At 53.7% G+C, this 21,285-nt stretch carries 20 protein-coding genes; 17 read left to right on the plus strand and 3 right to left on the minus strand.

Annotated elements, in window-relative coordinates; genetic code table 11:
- The first annotated feature begins 187 nt into the window (after nt 1-187).
- The 17 genes from JUF11_RS08375 (at nt 188) to JUF11_RS08455 (ending at nt 17,329) form a co-directional block, all read left to right on the plus strand.
- The gene (locus tag JUF11_RS08375; RefSeq protein ID WP_125581084.1) at nt 188-514 is read left to right on the plus strand and encodes a DUF3397 domain-containing protein; all 327 of its coding nucleotides are present in this window, start codon (nt 188-190) and stop codon (nt 512-514) included.
- A gap of 199 nt (nt 515-713) precedes the next feature.
- Nucleotides 714-1,145, plus strand: a complete 432-nt coding sequence (gene mraZ / locus JUF11_RS08380; RefSeq protein ID WP_125581168.1) for a division/cell wall cluster transcriptional repressor MraZ — start codon at nt 714-716, stop codon at nt 1,143-1,145.
- 3 nt (nt 1,146-1,148) lie between these two features.
- Complete coding sequence (gene rsmH, locus JUF11_RS08385) at nt 1,149-2,087, plus strand: 16S rRNA (cytosine(1402)-N(4))-methyltransferase RsmH (protein WP_204119202.1); 939 nt, start codon at nt 1,149-1,151, stop codon at nt 2,085-2,087.
- Nucleotides 2,088-2,092: 5 nt separating this feature from the next.
- Complete coding sequence (locus JUF11_RS08390; protein ID WP_204119203.1) at nt 2,093-2,479, plus strand: cell division protein FtsL; 387 nt, start codon at nt 2,093-2,095, stop codon at nt 2,477-2,479.
- Entirely contained in the window at nt 2,480-4,645 is a 2,166-nt protein-coding gene (locus tag JUF11_RS08395) for a penicillin-binding protein (RefSeq protein WP_204119204.1), read from the plus strand.
- 20 nt (nt 4,646-4,665) lie between these two features.
- Nucleotides 4,666-5,628: a phospho-N-acetylmuramoyl-pentapeptide-transferase gene (mraY, locus tag JUF11_RS08400; protein ID WP_204119205.1), complete on the plus strand. Its 963-nt coding sequence runs from the start codon at nt 4,666-4,668 to the stop codon at nt 5,626-5,628.
- A gap of 51 nt (nt 5,629-5,679) precedes the next feature.
- Nucleotides 5,680-7,053 (plus strand): UDP-N-acetylmuramoyl-L-alanine--D-glutamate ligase, encoded by a 1,374-nt coding sequence (murD, locus tag JUF11_RS08405; RefSeq protein WP_204119206.1) that lies wholly within the window; start codon nt 5,680-5,682, stop codon nt 7,051-7,053.
- The gene (gene murG, locus JUF11_RS08410) at nt 7,054-8,151 is read left to right on the plus strand and encodes an undecaprenyldiphospho-muramoylpentapeptide beta-N-acetylglucosaminyltransferase (protein ID WP_204119207.1); all 1,098 of its coding nucleotides are present in this window, start codon (nt 7,054-7,056) and stop codon (nt 8,149-8,151) included.
- A 31-nt stretch (nt 8,152-8,182) separates the two neighbouring features.
- Nucleotides 8,183-9,016: a cell division protein FtsQ/DivIB gene (locus JUF11_RS08415; RefSeq protein WP_204119208.1), complete on the plus strand. Its 834-nt coding sequence runs from the start codon at nt 8,183-8,185 to the stop codon at nt 9,014-9,016.
- 124 nt (nt 9,017-9,140) lie between these two features.
- On the plus strand, nt 9,141-10,433 hold the full coding sequence (gene ftsA, locus JUF11_RS08420) for a cell division protein FtsA (RefSeq protein ID WP_204119209.1): 1,293 nt from the start codon (nt 9,141-9,143) through the stop codon (nt 10,431-10,433).
- 22 nt (nt 10,434-10,455) lie between these two features.
- Nucleotides 10,456-11,670 (plus strand): cell division protein FtsZ, encoded by a 1,215-nt coding sequence (gene ftsZ / locus JUF11_RS08425; protein WP_204119210.1) that lies wholly within the window; start codon nt 10,456-10,458, stop codon nt 11,668-11,670.
- A gap of 117 nt (nt 11,671-11,787) precedes the next feature.
- Nucleotides 11,788-12,252, plus strand: a complete 465-nt coding sequence (locus JUF11_RS08430; RefSeq protein ID WP_204119211.1) for a cell division protein SepF — start codon at nt 11,788-11,790, stop codon at nt 12,250-12,252.
- A gap of 11 nt (nt 12,253-12,263) precedes the next feature.
- The gene (locus JUF11_RS08435; protein WP_263852869.1) at nt 12,264-12,548 is read left to right on the plus strand and encodes a YggT family protein; all 285 of its coding nucleotides are present in this window, start codon (nt 12,264-12,266) and stop codon (nt 12,546-12,548) included.
- Nucleotides 12,548-13,327, plus strand: coding sequence for a YlmH family RNA-binding protein (locus JUF11_RS08440; RefSeq protein ID WP_204119212.1), 780 nt, complete (start codon nt 12,548-12,550; stop codon nt 13,325-13,327). The genes JUF11_RS08435 and JUF11_RS08440 overlap by 1 nt, the downstream gene beginning before the upstream one ends.
- A 41-nt stretch (nt 13,328-13,368) precedes the next feature.
- Nucleotides 13,369-14,088 carry a DivIVA domain-containing protein gene (locus JUF11_RS08445; RefSeq protein ID WP_204119213.1) on the plus strand — a complete coding sequence of 240 codons (720 nt, stop codon included), beginning with the start codon at nt 13,369-13,371 and terminating at the stop codon, nt 14,086-14,088.
- A 230-nt stretch (nt 14,089-14,318) separates the two neighbouring features.
- Nucleotides 14,319-17,105: an isoleucine--tRNA ligase gene (gene ileS / locus JUF11_RS08450; RefSeq protein WP_204119214.1), complete on the plus strand. Its 2,787-nt coding sequence runs from the start codon at nt 14,319-14,321 to the stop codon at nt 17,103-17,105.
- A 2-nt stretch (nt 17,106-17,107) separates the two neighbouring features.
- Nucleotides 17,108-17,329: a cold shock domain-containing protein gene (locus JUF11_RS08455; RefSeq protein WP_125581054.1), complete on the plus strand. Its 222-nt coding sequence runs from the start codon at nt 17,108-17,110 to the stop codon at nt 17,327-17,329.
- 52 nt (nt 17,330-17,381) lie between these two features.
- On the opposite strand, the gene JUF11_RS08460 is transcribed toward JUF11_RS08455, so the two are convergent.
- The 3 genes from JUF11_RS08460 to JUF11_RS08470 all read right to left on the minus strand — a co-directional run bounded on the left by JUF11_RS08460 (nt 17,382) and on the right by JUF11_RS08470 (nt 21,148).
- Complete coding sequence (locus tag JUF11_RS08460; RefSeq protein ID WP_204119215.1) at nt 17,382-18,326, minus strand: hypothetical protein; 945 nt, start codon at nt 18,324-18,326, stop codon at nt 17,382-17,384.
- 358 nt (nt 18,327-18,684) lie between these two features.
- Complete coding sequence (locus JUF11_RS08465; RefSeq protein ID WP_373305864.1) at nt 18,685-20,148, minus strand: MFS transporter; 1,464 nt, start codon at nt 20,146-20,148, stop codon at nt 18,685-18,687.
- Nucleotides 20,149-20,263: 115 nt separating this feature from the next.
- On the minus strand, nt 20,264-21,148 hold the full coding sequence (locus tag JUF11_RS08470) for a phosphate ABC transporter substrate-binding protein (RefSeq protein WP_204119216.1): 885 nt from the start codon (nt 21,146-21,148) through the stop codon (nt 20,264-20,266).
- Nucleotides 21,149-21,285: the final 137 nt, after the last annotated feature.

Genomic DNA, 21,285 nt, shown 5'->3' on the forward strand with positions numbered 1-21,285 from the left:
ACCACCTTTTCCAGTCTGCGCCTGCACGACTTGCTATTTATTCCCTTGTAGTTTACCCGTTTTGCCAGGCTAGGGCAACTGAAATTGTCGGTTTAGGTCAGGGCGAATGTGGGGGAGTAGCTAGCCGCAGAACAATTCGATGCGAGCGGCCGCAGAATCGGGTATAGTGGAACTTGGAGGAATGCTTATGTACACGTTGTTCGGCTATCTATTACCCCTTGTAGGTCTGGCGCTGCTGATCGCCAGTCGCGCCTTTCAATTTCGCTCACGGCTACTGCCATTAGTGGCCACGCTGCTGAATTTAGGCGGGTTGGCGATGCTCTTGGCCAACCCGCTCCCCAATGCAATCTGGGTCGCTTTGTTTGCGGCTTGCGCGATTGCCCTGCTCTTGGTCGTCCTGCTGGTTGACCGAGATTATGATTTAGTGCTCAAACGTTATTTTTCAACTTTGGGCGGCGTCCTCACTTTAGCCACAACTTTATGGTGGCTTGGGGCGATTTTAATCACCCTTTAAAGCAAAAATAGGGCGCATCTCCCACCCAGAATCCACCGTTCCCCACCTGCTGCAAACCGCGGCCGGTGGGGATTTTTTGTACATCGTGGGAAACGTTGGTCAAAAACCAGATTTGTCAAGCCATTTTTTGATACTTGAGTGGTGGATAGTGGGGGATTGTGGTAGACTGAATTTAACGTCAGGAAAGGAGGGGTCTGTCATGCTAATGGGTGAATTTCATCACAGCATTGATGCGAAAGGACGCTTGATTATTCCAGCCAAATTTCGTGAAACACTGGGCGGTGATTTTGTGCTTACCCGGGGCATGGACGGCTGCCTCTTTGGTTATCCCATGGCGCAATGGGAGAAGTTGCAGGCACAAGTTGAGACCCTCCCGTTGACAAAAAAAGACGCCCGGACCTTTAGCCGCTTTTTGTACTCGGCGGCCACGGAATGCGAGCTTGATAAGCAAGGCCGCGTGAATATTCCTAAGCCTTTGATCGAGCACGCAGGGCTAGAGAAGGCCTGCGTTTTAGTTGGTGTTTCTGATCGCATTGAAGTTTGGAGTGAAGCGCGGTGGAACGCCTTCACTGCCTCTGCTGAAGAGAGCTTTGATGATATCTCTGAAAATCTGACAGACTTTGGACTGTAGCCGATGACATTTACCCACGAAACCGTCTTATTAAAAGAGGCCACTGATGAGTTGGCCGTCAATCCTGCCGGTATCTACGTTGACGCCACTTTGGGCCGCGCCGGTCATACCAAACGCATTTTGAGCCAGCTCACCTCGGGCCAGCTCTACGCGTTTGATCAAGACCAGGCCGCCATTGATGCCGTGAGTGCTGCTTTGCAGCCCATGCCAGCGAACTTGCATTTGATTCATCGCAACTTCCGCGACTTAACCGCCGCCTTGCAAGAAGCCGGGGTCACGCAGGTAGATGGCATTCTGTACGATCTCGGGGTGTCATCACCGCAGTTCGACGACTCAAAGCGCGGTTTTAGCTACCGCTTCGATGCCCCGCTAGATATGCGGATGGATCAAAGCCAAAGCTTAACGGCGCGCACGGTAGTCAACGAGTGGGCCTTCCAAGACCTAGTACGGATTTTTACTCGCTACGGTGAAGAACGGTTTGCCAAGTCGATTGCCCGCCAAATTGAACGGGCTCGCGCCGAACAGCCCATTGAAACCACCTTTGAACTCGTTGAGCTGATCAAGGCCGGTATTCCAGCTAAGGCCCGGCGCACTGGCGGTCATCCCGCTAAGAAGGTGTTCCAGGCCATCCGCATCGCCGTGAACGACGAATTAGGGGCGCTGGAAGATTCCTTGACCCAGGCCTTCACGCTGTTGGCGCCGGTTGGCCGCATTAGTGTCATTACCTTCCAGTCCTTGGAAGATCGGCTCGTCAAAACCATGTTCAATGAAAAAACAAAAATCAAAGATCTCCCGCGCGATTTGCCGGTGATTCCGGCAGACGCGGTGCCAGACTTCAGTTTGGTTAATCGCAAACCGATCTTGCCAAGCGAAGAAGAACTGGCCGCCAATCATCGTGCCCATAGCGCGAAGTTGCGGGTCATCATGCGGAAAGCGAAGTGAACGACATGCTTGATAACACAGCAAGACAGTTAGATATGATGCAGCCTGAGCCGACGCCGGCTGCGCCGAAAGTCGCCCCGACGCCGCAGCAGGCGCCGCAAGCGGCCCCCAAGCATGTGCCGTTTTCGCCGCTTGAGCGGTTGGCCACGGTGGCACTGGGTTTAATCATGGTGGGCTTTTGTTTGTTCTACCTGACCGGCCAAATGACTTTGGCCAATATGGATCGCAGTTATCAGCAGGTCCAGCGCAACATCACCACTTCGAAACAAGATATCGCCGATGCCAAGCAAAATATCGGTGAGTTATCCAATTCCAATCGCTTGACCAGTTACGCCAAGGCGCACGGCTTCACAGTGATCGAGGGAAATATCAAACGTGCGGTGAATAAGTAGATGAAAAAGAAACAGCAATCACGACAAATGAGCGTTAGGCATCCTGAGCGCAATCGCAAGATCTTCGGCATTATTCTGATCTTTGGGGTTGGGGCCATCTTGCTTGCGTTCATTTGTCGTTTTTGGTACGTCGCTGCTGGTGGCTCCGTGGACAATCAAAATCTCGCTGCTTTTCGCCAGAAGCTGTACTATCGGGAAGCCAAACTCCAAGCTGATCGCGGGAATATCTACGATCGCAATGGCAGCGTGATTGCCGAAGACGCCAATACCTACACGCTTTATGCTGTTTTGGACAAAACCCAAGTGGTTGATGGCAAGAAGCAATACGTTTACGACAAAGAGAAAACCGCCACCGTTTTGGCCAAGTACCTGCCGTTGGCCAAAGAGAAGATTTTGGCCTATTTGAATCCCAAGCAAGGCACCAATCAAGTCGAATTTGGCACGGCCGGCACGAACTTGTCGCTGGCGACGCGCAATCAAATTATGAAGGAAAAGCTCCCGGGCATTGCCTTGACAGCTAGTCCTTCGCGCTTGTACCCAAATGGGGTCTTCGCTAGTTACACGGTTGGCCTGGCCCAGGCCAATAAAGCCACCGACTCGGATCAATCCCTAGTGGGCGTGATGGGGCTGGAAAAGACTTTCGACAAGCTGTTGGCCGGACATAATGGCTATCGCACCGCGCAAGGCGACAATTACGGTTACCGGATTCCGCAAGCCAAGGTGAAAACCAAGGCGGCGAAAAACGGGAGCAATGTCTACACGACCTTGGACAGTAGTCTGCAATCCTATTTGGAAACGCTTATGACCCAGGTGCAAAACACGTATCAGCAACAATCACTGACGGCGGTGGTGATGAACGCCAAAACCGGCGAAATTTTAGCCGCGAGTCAGCGGCCGACCTTTGATCCCAGCACCTTGGACGGTCTGGGGGCCGGCGCCTCTTGGCAAAACAGCCTCGTGGAAGATGCCTACGAACCTGGATCCGTCATGAAAGTGTTCAATCTGGCCGGGGCGATTCAAAGTGGCACCTTCAATCCTAATCAGTATTACGATTCCAGTAAGATTAAAGTCGGCGATACCACCATTCGTGACTGGAACCACGTGGGGTTCGGCGAAATTCCACTCAGCCAGGCCCTGCCGCGCTCGAGTAACGTCGGCTTTGTGCATATCGTGCAGGCCATGGGTGAGGCCAATCAGGCCAAAACCTTAAAGGACTTTGGTTTTGGTCAAAAAACTGGCATCGCGCTGCCCAATGAAAGTGCCGGTAGTTACAACCTGAACAGTGCGGTGACGCGCGCGGTTATGGCTTATGGGCAAAGTATCAACGTGACGCAAATGCAAATTCTGCAGGCTGCCACTGCGCTTGCCAATGGTGGGACCATGGTGCGCCCACGCATTGTCAGCAAGATCAAGTCTGCCAGTGGGAAAACCACAACTTATTCGCGGCAAGTGGTGGGCAAGCCGATCAGTGCCAGCACGGCGAGTCAGGTGCTGGATGAGATGCGCGATACCATCAATCAAAGCTATGGTACCGGGACGATGTACAAAATCGCCGGCGCCGATATTGCCGCCAAAACTGGGACGGCCAATGTGCCGAATCCCAAGGGCGGTTACCTCGACGGCGCCACTAATCAGTTGCATAGTCTGCTGGCGATTGCCCCGGCTAATGATCCGCAATTCATCGTTTACATTACGTTCAAGCAAAATAAGGTGATGAAAAAACCTGCCACCACCGCGATCAATGATTTGTTCCATCCGCTCATGACCCGGCTGCTGGCGTTGAATGCTGGCAGTAGTGTCAGCGCCTCGGCGCAAACCTTGGCCATTCCTGCCGTGACCAATGACACACTGACGGCGGCGCAAACGGCTCTGACTGCAAAGAAGTTAGTCGTGTCCACAGTGGGGACTGGGAACCGGATTGTGCAACAGATGCCGGCGGCAGATTCCGCGGCGCTGATTGGTTCACGGGTGATTCTGCTGACCAATGGGGCGATGACCATGCCTGACGTTTCTGGCTGGTCGAAGAGCGATGTGTTAAAATTAGCCCAGCTTACAGGCAAGAAATTCAAGCTCCAAGGGGAAGGTTACGCCACGAAACAGAGCCTAGCGAGTGGTTCACTGCTGGGCAGCGAAACAGTGACGGTAGCTTTTCAGAAAACTCAGTAAATCATGAAGGTAGGAGTATCATGCAATTCACACAGATGTTGATCCCGATGGTGGCCGCGTTTTCGCTGACCATCATCATCATGCCCTTGTTTATTGGCTACATGCGCATGAAAAAGGAAGGCCAAACCATTCGGGAAATCGGGCCGAAGTGGCACGAGAAGAAAAACGGCACCCCAACCATGGGCGGGGTCGTGTTCATTTTCGCCATTGTGGTAGCAGCGTTGCTGTGCGCTTGGTGGCAACACGCCTTGACGGTCAGCGTATGGGTTGGCTTGTTTATCCTGGTTCTGTATGGGTTGTTAGGCTTTTTGGATGATTTCATTAAGATTTCGCATCATCGCAATCTTGGCTTACGAGCTTGGCAAAAGCTGTTGGGCCAGATTCTCGGGGCCGCAGTGTTCCTGATTGCCTACTTCCACGAAGGCTTTCCGGCCAGCTTGCCGTTGTTTGGCTTCACCTTGGCTATTCCGGCGCTGTTTGCGGCCTTTGCGGTGGTTTGGTTGGTTGGCTTTTCCAACGCGGTCAATTTGTCTGACGGCATCGACGGGCTGGTGGCTGGTTTGGCCACCATTAGTTTCATTGCCTATGCCGTGCTGGCGGCGCATGATGGGCGCGTCGATGTGTTGATTTTGTGCCTGGTGACCATTGGCGCGATGGTGGGCTTTTTCCTATTCAACCACAAGCCGGCCAAAATTTTCATGGGCGACGCTGGGAGCCTGGCGTTAGGGGGACTTTTGGCCGTGATCTCACTTTTGTTGAATCGGCCTTGGTCCTTGCTGCTGATTGGTATCGTTTATGTGGGTGAAACCGCGAGCGTGATTTTGCAGGTGGCTAGCTTTAAGTTGACCGGTAAGCGCATTTTCAAAATGTCGCCGATTCATCACCATTTTGAGATGCTGGGCTGGTCGGAATGGCGGGTGGATTTGACGTTTTGGTTGGTGGCCATTTTGGGCAGTGGCTTGTACTTGATTCTTTTTTGGTAAGACAGTGCCTCTTCCATTGAAGAGAGCAAAGATAGGGGAGCGTTTTGGCGCATGCGTGTAAATACAGCATATCGAAACAAAAAAGTGTTAGTGCTCGGGTTAGCCAAAAGTGGGGTCAATGCGGCCAAATTGCTGCACCGGCTCGGCGCGTTGGTGACCGTTAATGATAAGCAAAAGTTCGATGACAACAAGGAAGCGCAAGCGCTGCTGGACGAAGGCATCACGGTGATTACTGGGAGCCATCCGGTGGAGCTGCTCGATGAAGGCTTCGAACTGATGGTGAAAAACCCTGGCATTCCTTACAGTAATCCCATGGTGCAGCGCGCCGAGGCGCTCGACATTCCGGTGATTACTGAACCCGAGTTAGCCTACTCAGTCTCTGATTCGACTTGGATCGGCGTGACCGGCAGTAATGGTAAAACCACGACCACGACCTTAATTGGCCTCATGCTGAACGAAGGCGAGGGTGCCGGGCATGCCTATGATGCCGGCAATATTGGTATTCCGGTGTCTGGCGTCGTCCAAAAAGCCACCGCGGCTGATACGATTGTCGCCGAATTGTCCAGTTTCATGCTGGTAGGCATTCAAACCTTACACCCCCATATTGCGGTTTTGACCAATATCTATGAGGCGCACTTGGACTGGCATGGCAGTCGCGAAAACTACGTGAAGGCCAAAATGCGCATCACCATGAACCAAACCGCCGATGATTATTTCATCATGAATTGGGATTTACCGGAGATGCATGAGCTGGCCAAGCAAAGCCAAGCCACCATCGTGCCATTTTCCCGCCAAGGCGCTGCTGGCGCCCGGGCCACATTAACGGATGGTTGGCTGTGCTTTGACGGTGAGCGCATTATCGAAGCTGACGCGTTGCAAATTCCTGGGGCGCACAACATCGAGAATGCCTTGGCTGCCATTGCCGCCGCCAAACTCAGTGGTGTGGCCAACACCGCCATTGTCGCCGTATTAAGCCGGTTCACCGGCGTGAAGCACCGGATTCAATATGTGCAAACCATTGCGGGCCGCAAATTCTACAACGATAGCAAAGCCACCAATGTTGAGGCGAGCACCGTGGCTTTAAGCGCCTTTCACCAGCCCATCGTCCTACTCGCCGGTGGGCTCGATCGACATCTGCCCATGGATGATTTGCTGCCGCTGATTCAGGCCCATGTTCATGCCATGATTACCTTCGGCGAAACAGCACCGTTGATGGAAACTCTGGCGCAGCAAGCTGGCATTCCATACCAACGCACCGAAAATGTGAAAACCGCGGTGCCGCTGGCGTTTGCGCAAAGCAACCCGGGGGATGTCGTGCTGTTGTCGCCAGCTGCTGCCAGCTGGGATCAATATCCGAATTTTGAAATCCGAGGGGATGAATTCATTGCCGCGGTCCAAGCACTAGCCGAAAGCGAGGAAGCTTAAATGCGCTTGATGATTTCTGGTGGCGGCACTGGCGGCCACATTTATCCGGCCTTGGCCTTAATTCAGCGCCTGCAAGAGCGAGGCATGCTGGACGCGGTGATGTATGTGGGCACCGAAAAAGGCTTGGAAAGTCGTATTGTGCCTAATGCCAAGATCCCGTTTGAAACTTTGCCGCTGCAGGGCTTCAAGCGCAAGCTAAACTTGGACGGGGTCAAAACCAATGCCAAAACCTTGGGCCTGTTTGTGGGCTCCATGAATAAAGCGACCAAAATGGTCAAGACTTTCAAGCCCGATGTGGTGGTAGGGACCGGTGGTTATGTCTCAGCCGGGGTGCTGTTTGCGGCCGCGACGCATCATGTACCGACGGTGATTCACGAGCAGAACTCGGTAGCGGGCGTCACCAATAAGTTCCTGGCTCGCTTTGTCGATCGCATTGCCATCACCTTTCCGGAAGTGGCCAGTGCGTTTCCAGCCAAAAAAGTGGTACTGACTGGTAATCCGAGGGCCCAACAAGTCGCAGGGCTGCAGCCCAATGAGCGCTTGGCGGACTTTGGCTTAGACCCGCACAAGCGGACGCTGCTGATTTTTGGCGGCTCGCGCGGGGCCCCGAAAATCAACGCGGCGGCGGTGCAGGCCATACCGGCTTTTGGCCAGGCTGATTTCCAGACGCTGTTTGTCACTGGCAATCGCCATTATGGGCGGATCAAGAACCAACTCAAGCAAGTGCCAGCTAACGTCAAGGTGGTGCCTTATGTTGATGACATGCCGGCGATTTTGCCTGATGTCAGTCTAGTCATTGGGCGTAGCGGCGCCACGAGCCTCGCGGAATTAACCGCCTTAGGCTTGCCAAGTGTGCTCATTCCTAGTCCGAATGTCACGCATAACCACCAGTATGTGAACGCCAAGAGTTTGGCCGATGGTGGGGCGGCGCTGATGATTACCGAACCCGAATTAGATAGCGACTTTGCCAGTCAAATCACAGCGCTGATGGCTGATGACACGCGGCTGCAAGCCATGGCTAAAGCCGCCAAAAACATGGGGGTGCCTGACGCCGCGGATCAGTTGATTGCGGTGCTGCAGGCAGCCATCGCCCGTTAAACTTTCATTCACAGTTAGGAGGTGACTCACAGTGGCATGGTTTCATTCTTCACGCAAAAAAGCTGATCCCTTGACGCCGTGGGAAGCCTACCAAGCCAAACAGGCCAAAAAAAGGCGGCATCCCAAGCAGCGCAATCTGCCGCTGCCGACGCTCACCAGTTTCAGAAGGCACCAACGCACCCGCAACATCATCCTGATAACCGCGCCGTTAGTGCTGCTCCTTGTGGGGTTTGGCTATCTGATGTCCCCAGTGGCCAAGGTGCAACAAGTCAGCGTCAATGGCACCGACAATGTCCCGATTCAGCAGGTCATCGATGCCAGCACGCTGTCTAATCGTGTGCTGATTCCCAGCGTGCTGCTGCATCCGCAGCGCTATATCACCCGCATCAAGCAGGCGCTGCCACAAATCGCCTCGGCGCAGGTCAAGGTGCAGGCGGTCGATCAGGTGACTATCACGGTAAAAGAACATGAGCCCATTGGCTATCGCCTGGCTAACAAGCGCTATCAAATGATTTTGGCCAATGGCACCTTGATTAAAACTAAGACCAAAACGCCGCTGGCCAATTACCCGGTTTTTTCTGGCTTTACGGTCAAAGAGGCGGCAGCGTTGGCCAAGGCCGTGGCGCAATTCCCGCCGGCGGTGCGGCGCGCGACCTCTGAAGTGGATGCGAGTCGTGGCGATGGCAATCCCTATCAAATTACGCTGACGATGACCGATGGCAACACGGTGGTGGCTGATAGCCGCACGGTGGCCAAGAAGATTGCTTACTACCCAAGCATCGTGGCGCAGGTGACGACCAAAGGCACGGTGGACTTGGAAGTGGGCGCATTTTTCACCCCTTATCCGGCCAAAACGGCAAAATAGCCGAAAAACGCCGGCTTTTGCCGATATGGCGGCGCAAATGACGGGTTCGTGTGGTAAGATAAATTCAGCGTTATGTTTTCTCATCTAATTATTAAAAAACAGGTAGCAAGGAGGTTCCGTGGTCATGGAAAATCAAGACATCTATGTAGGGCTTGATATCGGGACCACCTCAATAAAAGTGATTGTGGCCGAGCTTGTGCAAGGTCAGCTGAACATTATTGGCGTGGGCAGTTCCAGGTCGCAAGGATTATCGCGCGGCGTGATCGTGGATATTGACAAGGCCGCTGAAGCAATTCGGCAAGCTGTCAGTCAAGCGGAAGAAAAAGCAAGTATCAAGATCCAACAAGTCGTCGTTGGCGTGCCAGCGAACATGCTGCAAATCGAAAGTGTCACCGGCATGATTGCGGTCGGCGATCAAAGCAAAGAAATCACTGACAACGATGTGCGCGCTGTGGCGGCCGCGGCCTTGGTCCGGAACCTACCGCCAGAGCGGGAAATGTTATCACTCACCCCAACCGAGTTTATTGTTGACGGGTTTGACGACATTAAAGATCCCCGCGGCATGATCGGGGTCCGCTTGGAAATGCACGGCATCTTGTTCACCGCGCCGAAAACGGTGTTACATAACACGAAAAAGGCGATTGAAAAAGCCGGCTTGACGCTACGCAATGTGGTTGTTTCCCCGCTGGCGCAAGCGCAAGTGGCCTTGAGCGACGGCGAAGCGGATTTTGGCACCATTTTGATCGACTTAGGCGGCGGTCAGTCCACTGCCGCAGTCATTCATGACCATAAGCTGAAGTTCACCGATGTTGACCAAGAAGGTGGCGAGTACGTCACCAAGGACATTTCCGTGGTGCTAAACACTGGTTACGCCGATGCGGAAAAGCTCAAGCGAGATTATGGGACCGCCGACTCCTTAGCCACGCATGAAGACAACACATTCCCAGTGGCAGTGGTAGGCAAAACCGAACCCATCATGGTGTCAGAGAAGTATTTGGCCGAAATCATTGAGGCGCGGCTGACGCAAATCTTGACCCGTTTGAATGAAGCCTTGCAGGCTGTTGATGCCTTCGCGTTGCCTGGTGGCATCGTCATCACTGGGGGCAATGCGGCGCTGCCTGGGATTACCGAACTGGCGCAGGATGTGTTCCAGCATCCGGTGAAGCGGTATATTCCAGATGAAATGGGTTTACGGCATCCGGCCTTCACCGCCGCGCTGGGGCTCATCACCTACGCTTCGCAGATGACGGACATCGACTTGTTGGTCGCCAGCGTCTTGCCTAATCCGCCAGCTGCCAATGAGCGGCCAGCGGCACAGGCGCCAACGAAGGTGCCGGCTAAACCCGCTGAACCCACCAGCGATGAACCGAAAAAGGCTTCAGCTTTGAAACGCTTCTTCGGCAATTTCTTCGAATAAACCCTATTTAGGAGGAACGACAATGGAATTCTCACTTGATACAGATAAAGATACCGGTGCAGTGATCAAGGTCATCGGGGTTGGCGGCGCCGGCGGCAATGCCGTGAACCGCATGATCTCCGAAGACGTCAAAGGCGTTGAATTTATCGCCGCTAACACCGACGTGCAGGCCTTGTCCAACTCGGATGCTGAAACCAAGATTCAGCTCGGCCCGAAATTGACCCGCGGCCTCGGCGCTGGTTCCACTCCTGATGTGGGCCAAAAAGCGGCGGAAGAAAGCGAAGAGGCCATCCAAAATGCCTTGACCGGCGCCGACATGATTTTTGTCACCTGCGGGATGGGCGGCGGCACCGGTACCGGTGCAGCGCCAGTGGTCGCCAAAGTCGCCAAGGACCTTGGCGCTTTGACCGTTGGCGTGGTGACTCGGCCTTTCACCTTTGAAGGCCCGAAGCGCGCTAAAAACGCTGCTGAAGGGATTGCCCAGTTGAAAGAGCAAGTGGACACCTTGGTGATTATCGCCAACAACCGCTTGCTGGAAATCGTGGACAAGAAGACGCCAATGCTGGAAGCCTTCCATGCCGCTGATAATGTGCTTCGCCAAGGGGTGCAAGGGATTTCCGATTTGATCACCAGCCCTGGCTATGTCAACTTGGACTTCGCCGATGTCAAAACTGTGATGGCCAACCAAGGCACTGCGCTGATGGGCATTGGTTCCGCCACTGGCGAAACCCGCACCGTCGAGGCGACGAAGAAGGCCATTTCTAGCCCCCTGCTGGAAGTTTCCATCGATGGCGCCAAGAACGTCCTCCTCAACATCACGGGCGGCCCAGACTTGTCCTTGTTTGAAGCGCAGGATGCTTCCGACATTGTGGCCCAAGCAGCTTCTAGCGATGTCAACATCATCTTCGGGACTTCCATCAACGAAGACCTCGGCGATGAAGTGGTGGTCACGGTGATTGCCACCGGCATCGATGAAGGTGGGGCGCAGGATAACAATCGCCGTCGCCCAGCTGCGCGCCCGGCAACGGAAGCACCAGCCAAGAGTGCCGATGATCCTTTCGTGCATTGGGACCTGCGCCGCGAACCGAAAGCTAGCGATAAGCCAGCTGAGAAAGATGCGGACTTTGATCATGTGAAGAAGCAGGAATTCGATATCTTCGAAAGCCAGCCAGATGATCAGGCCAAGCCTGATGAAGGCGACGACCAGCCGCCATTCTTCAAGTTGCGGCGTCAATAATCACCAGCCTAAGCTCTAGGCGCTTGCGCCAAGCCGATCACCAGCGACACGCTTAGGCGGCTGCTGGTATCGGTTTTTGTCTATCTGGTGCAGAACGCCAGGTCAGGAGGAAAGCATATGGTGCTTGAAAAAATCGGCAACAAATTTAGTCAATTCTTTGCGATGGATCCCGATGAAGATGATTTGACCAGTGCGCCAGCGGAAACGGCCGCCCCGGCCAGTCCCGCTCCGCAGGCGAAACCTGCGGCCAAGCCCAACTATCGCACGAACAAGGTGGTGGCGATGGGTGAACCAACAGAAAAAACCGCCAAAATCGTGGTGTATGAACCACGCATTTATTCTGACGCCAAAGAAATCGGGAACCACTTAATGAACAACCGGGCCGTTGTGGTCAACTTTGACCAGATTGAATCGGCTGATGCCACCCGCATCGTTGATTTTCTGACCGGCACGGTGTTTGCCATTCATGGTGAGATCAAGCGCATCGGGCAAATGATCTTTTTGGTCACCCCGGCGAACTTCCAGATTGATGGCAGCTTGGCGGCCACATTGGGCACCGATGACGACATCGATTTAGGCTAGGAGGTGTCTGTTTGACCGCATTAGCTTGGTTATTTACGATTATTAATGATGCCTTGTATGTGTACATGGTGCTGATGGTGATTTATGTGTTGATGTCGTGGTTTCCAGGGGCGTATCAATCCCGGTTCGGCCAGTTGTTGGGCCGCGTGGTTGGCCCTTGGCTGAACCTGTTTCGCATCATTCCCCCGATTTTGGGGCTCGACTTTTCACCGCTGATTGCCTTTTTCGTGCTGGATCTTTTGCGCGGCGGCTTGAACACCATTTTTAATGCGATTTTGATGCGGGTGATGTCCTGATGGATGCTATTTATCAGCACTTTCGCAAAGACGAGGCCCCGCTGATTGATGAACTGGCAGAACAGTTGAATTTGGCGGCCACCGAGTATCGGCCGGTGCTGACAGATTTTCTTGATCCGCGTCAGATCCACATTGCCCGGGTGCTGACCGGAAGTGATGGTGATGTGAAATGCCATGTCTTTGGCGGCTATATTGGCGCTGAACGGGCCCGCATCATTTTTGCCCCGGCGTATTTTGCGCCGGATTTGATTGATTTTGAGGTGGCACCTTTAGAAATCAACTATCCGGAAAAATTTGCCGAAATGCATCACAGCAATGTGCTGGGCACCATGGCCAATGCTGGCATCAAACGCACGGCCTTTGGCGATATCATCACCGATGGTCAGCGCTGGCAGCTGTTTACCACGCAGACAATGAGTGATTGGGTTCAAAGCAATATCACTAAGATTGGCCGGATTGGCGTCCGGCTTGAACCCATTGGCCTCGATCAGGTGGTGACACCGGCCAATGATTGGCAGCCGCTTGAATTTTCCGTCACCACCTTGCGGCTGGATAGCTTGGTGGCTCACGCCTTCAACATGTCGCGCGCACGGGCGAAGGCCTTGGTTGAAGCCCAAAAAGTACGCCTGAACTTTGAGGTGATGACGCGCCCTGATGAACCAGTGGGGCAAGCCGATCTGATTTCGGTGCGCGGGTTCGGCCGCGTCCGCATCACGGGCTTGCTCGGCATCAGTAAAAAAGGTAAGCAGCGCTTGGCCACTGAGGTCATTCACAAATAACGTCTGCGCAAAGCAGGCCCCAATAACGAGGAGGTACCACCATGGCATTAAGTCCACTAGATATTCACAATAAGGAATTCAACGTTCGCTTCCACGGTTATGATCAAGACCAGGTCAACGATTTTCTGTCGCAGATCATCAAGGACTACACGGCGCTGTTGAAGCAAAATGAAGAAACCGAAAAAGCCCTGCAAGAGGCGCAAGACAAGAATAAGTACTTCACCGACCTGAAGGATGCTTTGAACCAGTCGATTATTGTGGCGCAAGAAGCCGCTGATAAAGTCAAGAAGAATGCGGAAACCGAAGCCGCCTTGATTCAGCAGAAAGCCGAAAAGACCTCACAGGATATGCTGACTGATGCCACTGACAAGGCCAACCATATCGTTGGCGATGCCTCGGATAAGGCCAAGAAGATCACGGTGGAAACCGAAGACCTTAAGCGTCAGACCCGCGTCTTCCGCCAGCGCCTGCAAGTGATGCTTGAATCGCAGCTGGAAGTGGTCAAGAGCCCAGAATGGAAAGACTTGCTGGCTAGCACCACGGAATCAGCCGAATACTTGGACCCTGCTCAGGCACCAGTGCAGCAGCCAGCTCCCCTTGACAACGAGGCGCCAGATTCTGTAAACTCAGAGACGGCTGAAGACACTGACGGTCAAACCAAGTTTACCGAAATTGTTTTCCCGACAGATGAACCAGAAGCTGACGCGCCAACGGATGGTCCTACCACCAGCGAAGCGCCAGCCGAATCTGATCAAGATTAATTAAACACCTCTGAACACAAGTCGGCAGTTGCCCCTTGCCACAGCGAGCTGGGAACGGTGGAAGCCCAGTGCAAGTCAATTGCCGGTATCAGTTCAGCGAAGCTTTGCGCCGGGTAATCCCGTTATCGATTGCTGAAGGAGCTATTTTTAGCTCGAACTTAGGTGGTACCACGAGTGAACACTCGTCCTAATCGGGACGGGTGTTTTTTGTATGGAAGAGAGGAGTCGCTATGAAAGTCAAAGACACATTGAATTTGGGCAAAACTGATTTCAAGATGCGCGCCGGCTTGCCGAATAAAGAGCCAAAGATGCAGGCAGCCTGGGAAGAAAATCACTTGTACCAAGAACGCCAAAAAGCGAATGAAGGGAAACCCACCTTTATTTTGCATGACGGCCCGCCATTTGCGAACGGGAACATCCACATGGGCCATGCCCTCAACAAGATCTCCAAGGATATCATTGTGCGCTATAAGAGCATGAATGGCTTCCGCGCGCCGTATGTGCCTGGCTGGGATACCCATGGCTTGCCAATTGAACAGCAGCTGGCCAAAAAAGGCGTGCACCGCAAGGAAATGAGCATGGCGGATTACCGGGAGTTGTGCCGGCAGTTTGCGATGAAGGAAATCGACAAGCAGCGCACCGACTTCAAGCGCCTGGGCGTGCTGGGCGACTGGGAGCATCCTTATATCACCTTGCAGCCCAAGTTTGAAGAAGCGGAAATTCGCGTCTTTGGCGCCATGGCAGAAAAAGGCTATATCTATCATGGCCTGAAGCCGGTTTACTGGTCCTGGAGCTCTGAATCAACTTTGGCGGAAGCCGAAATTGAGTATCATGATGTGAAATCACCTTCGATTTATGTCGCCTTCAAAGTGGTCGATGGTAAAGGCTTGCTGGACAGCGATACCAGTTTCATTATTTGGACCACCACGCCTTGGACCATTCCTGCCAACTATGGGATTGCAGTTAACCCGCGCTTTGAATACGCCCAAGTCCAAGCAGACGGCAAAAAGTATGTGGTCGCGGCCGAACGCTTGCCGGTGGTCAAAGAGGCACTGGGCTGGCAGGACGTCGAAATCCTGAAGACCTTTAGTGGCAAGGAAATGGACCGCATGACCGCCCAGCACCCGCTGTATGATCGCACTAGTTTAGTGATCTTAGGCGATCACGTCACCCTCGATTCTGGGACCGGCTTGGTGCACACCGCCCCTGGCCATGGTGAAGATGACTACAAGGCCGGCATGAAGTACGATCTGCCGGTAGTATCTGTGGTGGACGAAAAGGGCTTTATGACCGAAGACGCGCCTGGTTTTACCGGCGTGTTCTACGACAAGGCCAACCCAATGGTGACCAAAGCTTTAGAGGAAAAAGGGGCGCTACTGAAGCTCGACTTCTTCACGCACTCGTATCCGCATGACTGGCGGACCAAGAAACCAGTGATTTTCCGGGCCACCACCCAATGGTTTGCCTCAGTCGATGCCTTCCGCCAGCAGATTCTGGCTGCCATCGATCAGGTGCACTTCACGCCGGAATGGGGCAAGACTCGCCTGTACAACATGATTCGGGACCGCGGCGACTGGGTCATTTCCCGTCAGCGCGCCTGGGGTGTGCCGCTACCGATTTTCTATGCCGAAGACGGCACCCCAATTTTGGAAAAAGCCACGATTGACCATGTTGCTGATTTGTTCGGCCAGTATGGCTCGATTGTGTGGTCACAGCGCGAGGCCAAGGACTTGCTACCTGAAGGCTACACCAATGAACATTCCCCGCATGGCGAGTTCACCAAGGAAACCGACATCATGGATGTGTGGTTTGACTCAGGTTCTTCCTGGTCTGGCGTCGTTGAGGCGCGGCCAGAATTGACCTATCCAGCTGACTTGTATCTGGAAGGCTCTGATCAGTACCGGGGTTGGTTCAATTCCAGTATCATCACCAGCGTGGCCGCACGCGGCAAGGCGCCTTATAAGCAGGTCTTGTCGCAAGGCTTCACCTTGGATGGTCAAGGCCGCAAGATGTCCAAGTCCTTGGGCAACACGATTGCCCCAGATGTCGTGGAAAAGCAGTACGGCGCCGAAATCATCCGCCTATGGGCGGCCACTGTGGATTCATCTTCTGATGTCCGCGTGTCGATGGATAATTTTGCCCAGACTTCAGAGGCATACCGCAAGATTCGTAACACCTTGCGCTTCATGATCGCCAACACCAGTGATTTTGATGAAGCCAAGGACACCGTTGCGTATGACCAACTCGGGAGCGTCGATCAGTATCTGATGGTACGGCTGAACCAAGTGATCGAAGCTGCCAAAGCCGCTTACGACCGCTATGACTTTGCCACAGTGGAAAAGACCATTTCCAACTTCTTGGTGAACGATCTGTCGGCTTTTTACCTCGACTTCGCCAAAGACGTGGTTTACATTGAAGCTGAAAACAGTTTGGCGCGGCGTCGGATGCAAACTGTGATGTTCCGGGCCTTGGTTGACTTGACCAAGCTGCTGACCCCAATTCTTTCCCACACGGCGGAAGAAGTTTGGCCATACCTGCGCCAGCCGGAAGCTTACGCCGCACTCAGCAATTTACCGAGTGCCCAAAGCTTTGCCAATGGTGACGCGCTGCTGAAGCAATGGGGGGCCTTCATGGCGTTCCGCGCTGAAGTGCAAAAGAGTTTGGAAATGGCCCGCGATGCGAAGCTGATCGGCAAGTCCATGGAAGCGGCTGTGACCGTTTATCCAAAGCCCGCCTTACGGGAATTGCTGGCTGGGCTGGATGCGAATGTGATGCAGCTGTTGATCACCAGCGGGTTCACGGTGGCGGCTGAAGACGCTGCCGTGCCGGCTGATGCGGTTGCGTTTGACGATGGCGCGATTGTGGTCGCTCATGCGGCTGGCGATGTGTGCCAGCGTTGCCGCATGACCACGACTGATGTGGGCAGTGATGACCGGTTCCCAACCTTGTGTGCGCGTTGTGCCAAGATTGTGGCGGCAAACTTCCCAGAAGCCGTGACGAACGGCTTTGAGGCCTAATCATGTTAGGCCGCGTCCGGTTGTTTAACGAAAAGCAGGGCTACGGTTTCATCGTCCCTGAAGATGGTAGTCAAGATATCTATGTCCACTTTTCGGCCATTTTAGGTGGCGGGTTCAAGTCGCTTGCCGCGGGCCAAAAAGTGAAGTTTGTCATTGTTGAAGGTGCCAAAGGCCCTCAAGCCGCCAATGTAACGGTGGTTGAGGACTCCAACTACGGCGCTTAAGCCCAAAGCAAACGGCAACCCATTGCGAGATGGGTTGCCGTTTTTGCTTGGGCTAAGGTTGACCATGACGCGCCGCTTGAAAGAGCCGGTGGGCGAATTTGTGCAAGGCCGTTGAAGTGGTGAAGGTGTGATCATTGCTCACCGGGGTGCGATAAAGCGCATCGAGGTGGCCGAGTTTTTGGGCGCGCTTTTCAATCATGGCGGCATCGCGATGCCGAAAGGTGTGCACCGTGAAAGGTTCTTGGATCGCGTCGTAAATCACCAATTCGATAGCTTGATACTCGAACACGGTGTAGCGAATGCGGCCGATTTTTACCCCCTGGCGGACCCGGGTTGGGCCTTGGGTCTGCCACAACGTTTGACGCTCGCTGACGGTAAGCACCACCGGTTCGGCGACTGGCGTGGTGGAGGCGCCGGCGGCTGTGATGTAGACGGGATGCCGGTCAGTTTGAACGATTTGATGCCAAGGGGTCAATGAATCGTCACCAATGGGATTGACCGCCAACAAATTCAAGTCGCTGCTGGCCGCGACCCGCGTGGAGAACAAGGCCGAAGTGGCGACAAGGTTGATGCTAACTTGGGCATAACGAGCGGTGAGGAGATGCAATTTTAGCGGCTGGTAACACTCGTAAAGGGCCAGTCTGGCCGTCAAGGCATGGAGACTGGCGCCATGCGTGGCACTTTCATTCAGATACTGATTGCACAGCCGGACGGTATTGCCGGTGGTGAGACTCACCAAGGTGCCTTGCGGGCTGACCGTTTTGGCCAAGGTCACCAGCGCACTAAAGGCGTGAAAGCTACCACTAGGCGCAATGATGGCCAGCTCATGCAGCGGTGCCACGGCGGAAAGTTGCATGATCAGCGGTTCGAGCTGGGTTTGCTGAGGAATTTGCACCAGCCGGGTTTGGCCGGCCAGCGCTTGGTGATACAGGTGTTTTAAAGTACGTAAATTGATAGCCGCGTCGGTCCCAAGCGCGGTGATTGCTTCATCCTTCATACCCATGCCTCCAATAACTTCTCATCAGAATACCACCGTTAATGCCATTTGTCTTTAATTATTCTGGCATAATTTTCAGTTTTCATGCGAAAAGGTTCGGTCTGATTGAAAGATTAAAGGAATTAATCAAGGGAAACGTGGGATTAAAACTAATCAGTTGCTAAAAATTTTTTCAAAATTAGAAGATCCGAAAATGCGATGATGAAATGACTTTTCTAATTAAAATATAATCTTACCGTGAATATTTGGCTTTAATTTCATCAAACACAAATGAAAAAGGCCCGGGTTAATCCGATGACAGCCTGAAAAAAGCAAAAATCACCCCGCCTCCATAGATTCGGAGGCGGGGTAATCGGTCTTACGCTAAGCGCTGTTCGCGCCACTGGGCCAGCAAATTCAGGATCAAAGCAATCAGCATCAAAATCAGCGCCAGCAGCATAATCGCATGGAGCCCGGAATAAAGAATGCTGCGCATGGTGGGGAGCCAGGCATGGGGCAGTTGACCAACTTGGGTGGCGTCGCTGAGTTTGTTCATCATGTTCATGGTGATCTGCGGGTGCTTAGCGATGCCAGCCGCCAGGTGCTGGTTCATGACCAGACCAAAGATGGCGGTGGTGAAGGTTTGACTCAGCATGCGAATCAGAAAACTAAACGATGTGGCCACTGGAATATCGGCAGGGTCGGCGTCGACTTGGACCTTGACCTGCAATTCGTTGAAACAGGCGCCATTGCCGAAACCCTCAAAGGCGCCAGCGACGAGAAGGAGCCAAAATGGGGCGGTTGGCGATAACAGCCGCATGACCACGAAGCTCAACGTTAAAATCACAATGGCAATGGTTAAGGTTTGATGGGGACTAAAGCGGCGCCGCAGCACGGGCACGGCTTCGGACCCACCAAAGTTGGTGAAGGCGGCTGGAATTTGAGTCGCGCCACCAAGCAAGGCCGACGTGCCAAGTAGTCCTTGCGCCCACATCGGGGCATAGGTGAGAAACGACACGAAGGCGCCCCAGATCAAGGTGAACAACACGAAGTCGAGCACGAGCCGATGATTACGGAATAAGCGCGCAGGCACGACCGGATCCAGCGCCGTCCGTTCGGTCATGATGAGTCCGGCGCCACAAGCTAACGCCAGGCCCAGCAGCAACGCGACGACCCAAAGGTGAGTCAAGCCAATGAGCTCAAGTCCGCCCAGCAGGCTGACCAAAAGCCCCACCAACAGCAAGGCGCCGCGACGATCCAGCGGGGCTTGACGGGGGCTGGGCCGCTGGGCACGGTAGAAGACTTGCACCATTGCTGCCGAGAGCAGACCAATCGGCACATTGATGTAAAAAACCCAGTGCCAGGAGAGGTAATCCACCAGAAAGCCGCCAATCAGCGGGCCAATAATGGTGGCAAAACTGTAAAAGGCCGAAACCAGCGCCAAGGCCTTCATGCGCTCGCGCACTTTCGGGTACAGCTGGGCGAAAATGATGTACGGCAGTGAAATCATGCCGCCATTACCGATGCCTGCCAGCCCCCGGGTCAGAATCAGCAGCCAAATGTTAGGCGCCAACCCTTGGAGCAAAGAGCCCACGACGAACACCAGCGTTGCCCACTGATACGCCGTTTTATTGCCGACGCGCTCGCCGAACTTGCTCCAGAGCAGGGTGCTGACCGCAGTCCCAAGCAGAAAAACCGCCACAATCCAGGCCATCAGTTGTAGGCCATGCAAGTCAGCGATAATGGCAGGCAGGGCAGTGTTGACAATGGTGCCGTCAATGCCGGACATGACATTGGATAAAAGCAAAGCGATGGTGACAATCATGACGTTGCGTTTGGTCAAAAGAGGCGCTTCCTTTAGCTATCAGAGTTAAATCGTCTAATCATCATTTTAGGCTTATCGAAAGAAAGCGTCTAGACGCAAAAAAGGCCTAGCAGCGCTGCTAGGCCAGAAAAGGTTATTTGTCTTCGATTTTGCCATCATGGGTGCGGGCCACTTGCATGTCGACAATGGGAATGTAACCCATCTGCGTCACAAGCTTGCCTTGCACACTTTTACTTTGCAGGTAGTTGATGAACTTCGCGGTAGCGGCATTGGGCGAGCCTTTTGTGTACATATGCTCATAGGCCCATACTGGCCATGCGTTCGTGGCGACGTTCGCGGCGGTTGGCTTCACGCCATTGAACGCCAAGGCTTGTACGTCTTTGGTGATGGCAGAGAAGGCCAAGTAGGAAATGGCGCCTGGCGTCGAAGCCACCATTTTGGCAACGGTGCCGCTGGAGTCTTGTTCCTGAGCGGTTTTGACCTTGGTGGTCTTCAAGGCGAGCTGTTCGAAGGTGGCGCGGGTGCCAGAGCCTTGCGCGCGGTTGATCAAGACGATACTTTGATCCTTGCCGCCCACTTGCTTCCAGTTCGTAATGGTACCGGTGAAGATACCCACGAGTTGGGCGCTAGAAAGGTTGGTGACCCCAACGCCAGGGTGAACGACTGGCGCGACCCCGACCACCGCGACTTGGTGATCGACGAGCTTGTTGGCATCGATGCCGTCTTTTTCCTGGGCGAACACATCAGAATTGCCGATGGTCACTGCGCCCGCGGCGACTTGGCTCAAGCCAGCGCCAGAGCCGCCGCCTTGCACCGTAATGTCAACGCCGGGGTTGTCGGTTTGGTATTGTTTTGCGGCTTGTTCAACGAGTGGCTGCAAGGCTGTCGAGCCGACAGCAACAATTTTGCCGCTGGTGCTACTGGTTTTCCCGGTGCTGGCAGAGCTGGTGGTTTTACTGCCGCAGGCGGCCAAGGTTAAGGTCAACGTGGCGGCGAGCAGTAGAATGCTTTTTTTCATTTTGGTTTCCTCCCTTAGTGGAATATCACCAGCATAAAGGCTGAAAGTAAATAATCGATATGAGTGCCGTAATTGTTGCGTAGCCGACGTAAAGCTCTCGCAATAGATGTGTAAAGACACGGTGAGCCAAATTTGAT

The sequence above is a fragment of the Lacticaseibacillus suilingensis genome, from assembly GCF_016861845.1.
Taxonomy (GTDB): Bacteria; Bacillota; Bacilli; order Lactobacillales; family Lactobacillaceae; genus Lacticaseibacillus; species Lacticaseibacillus suilingensis.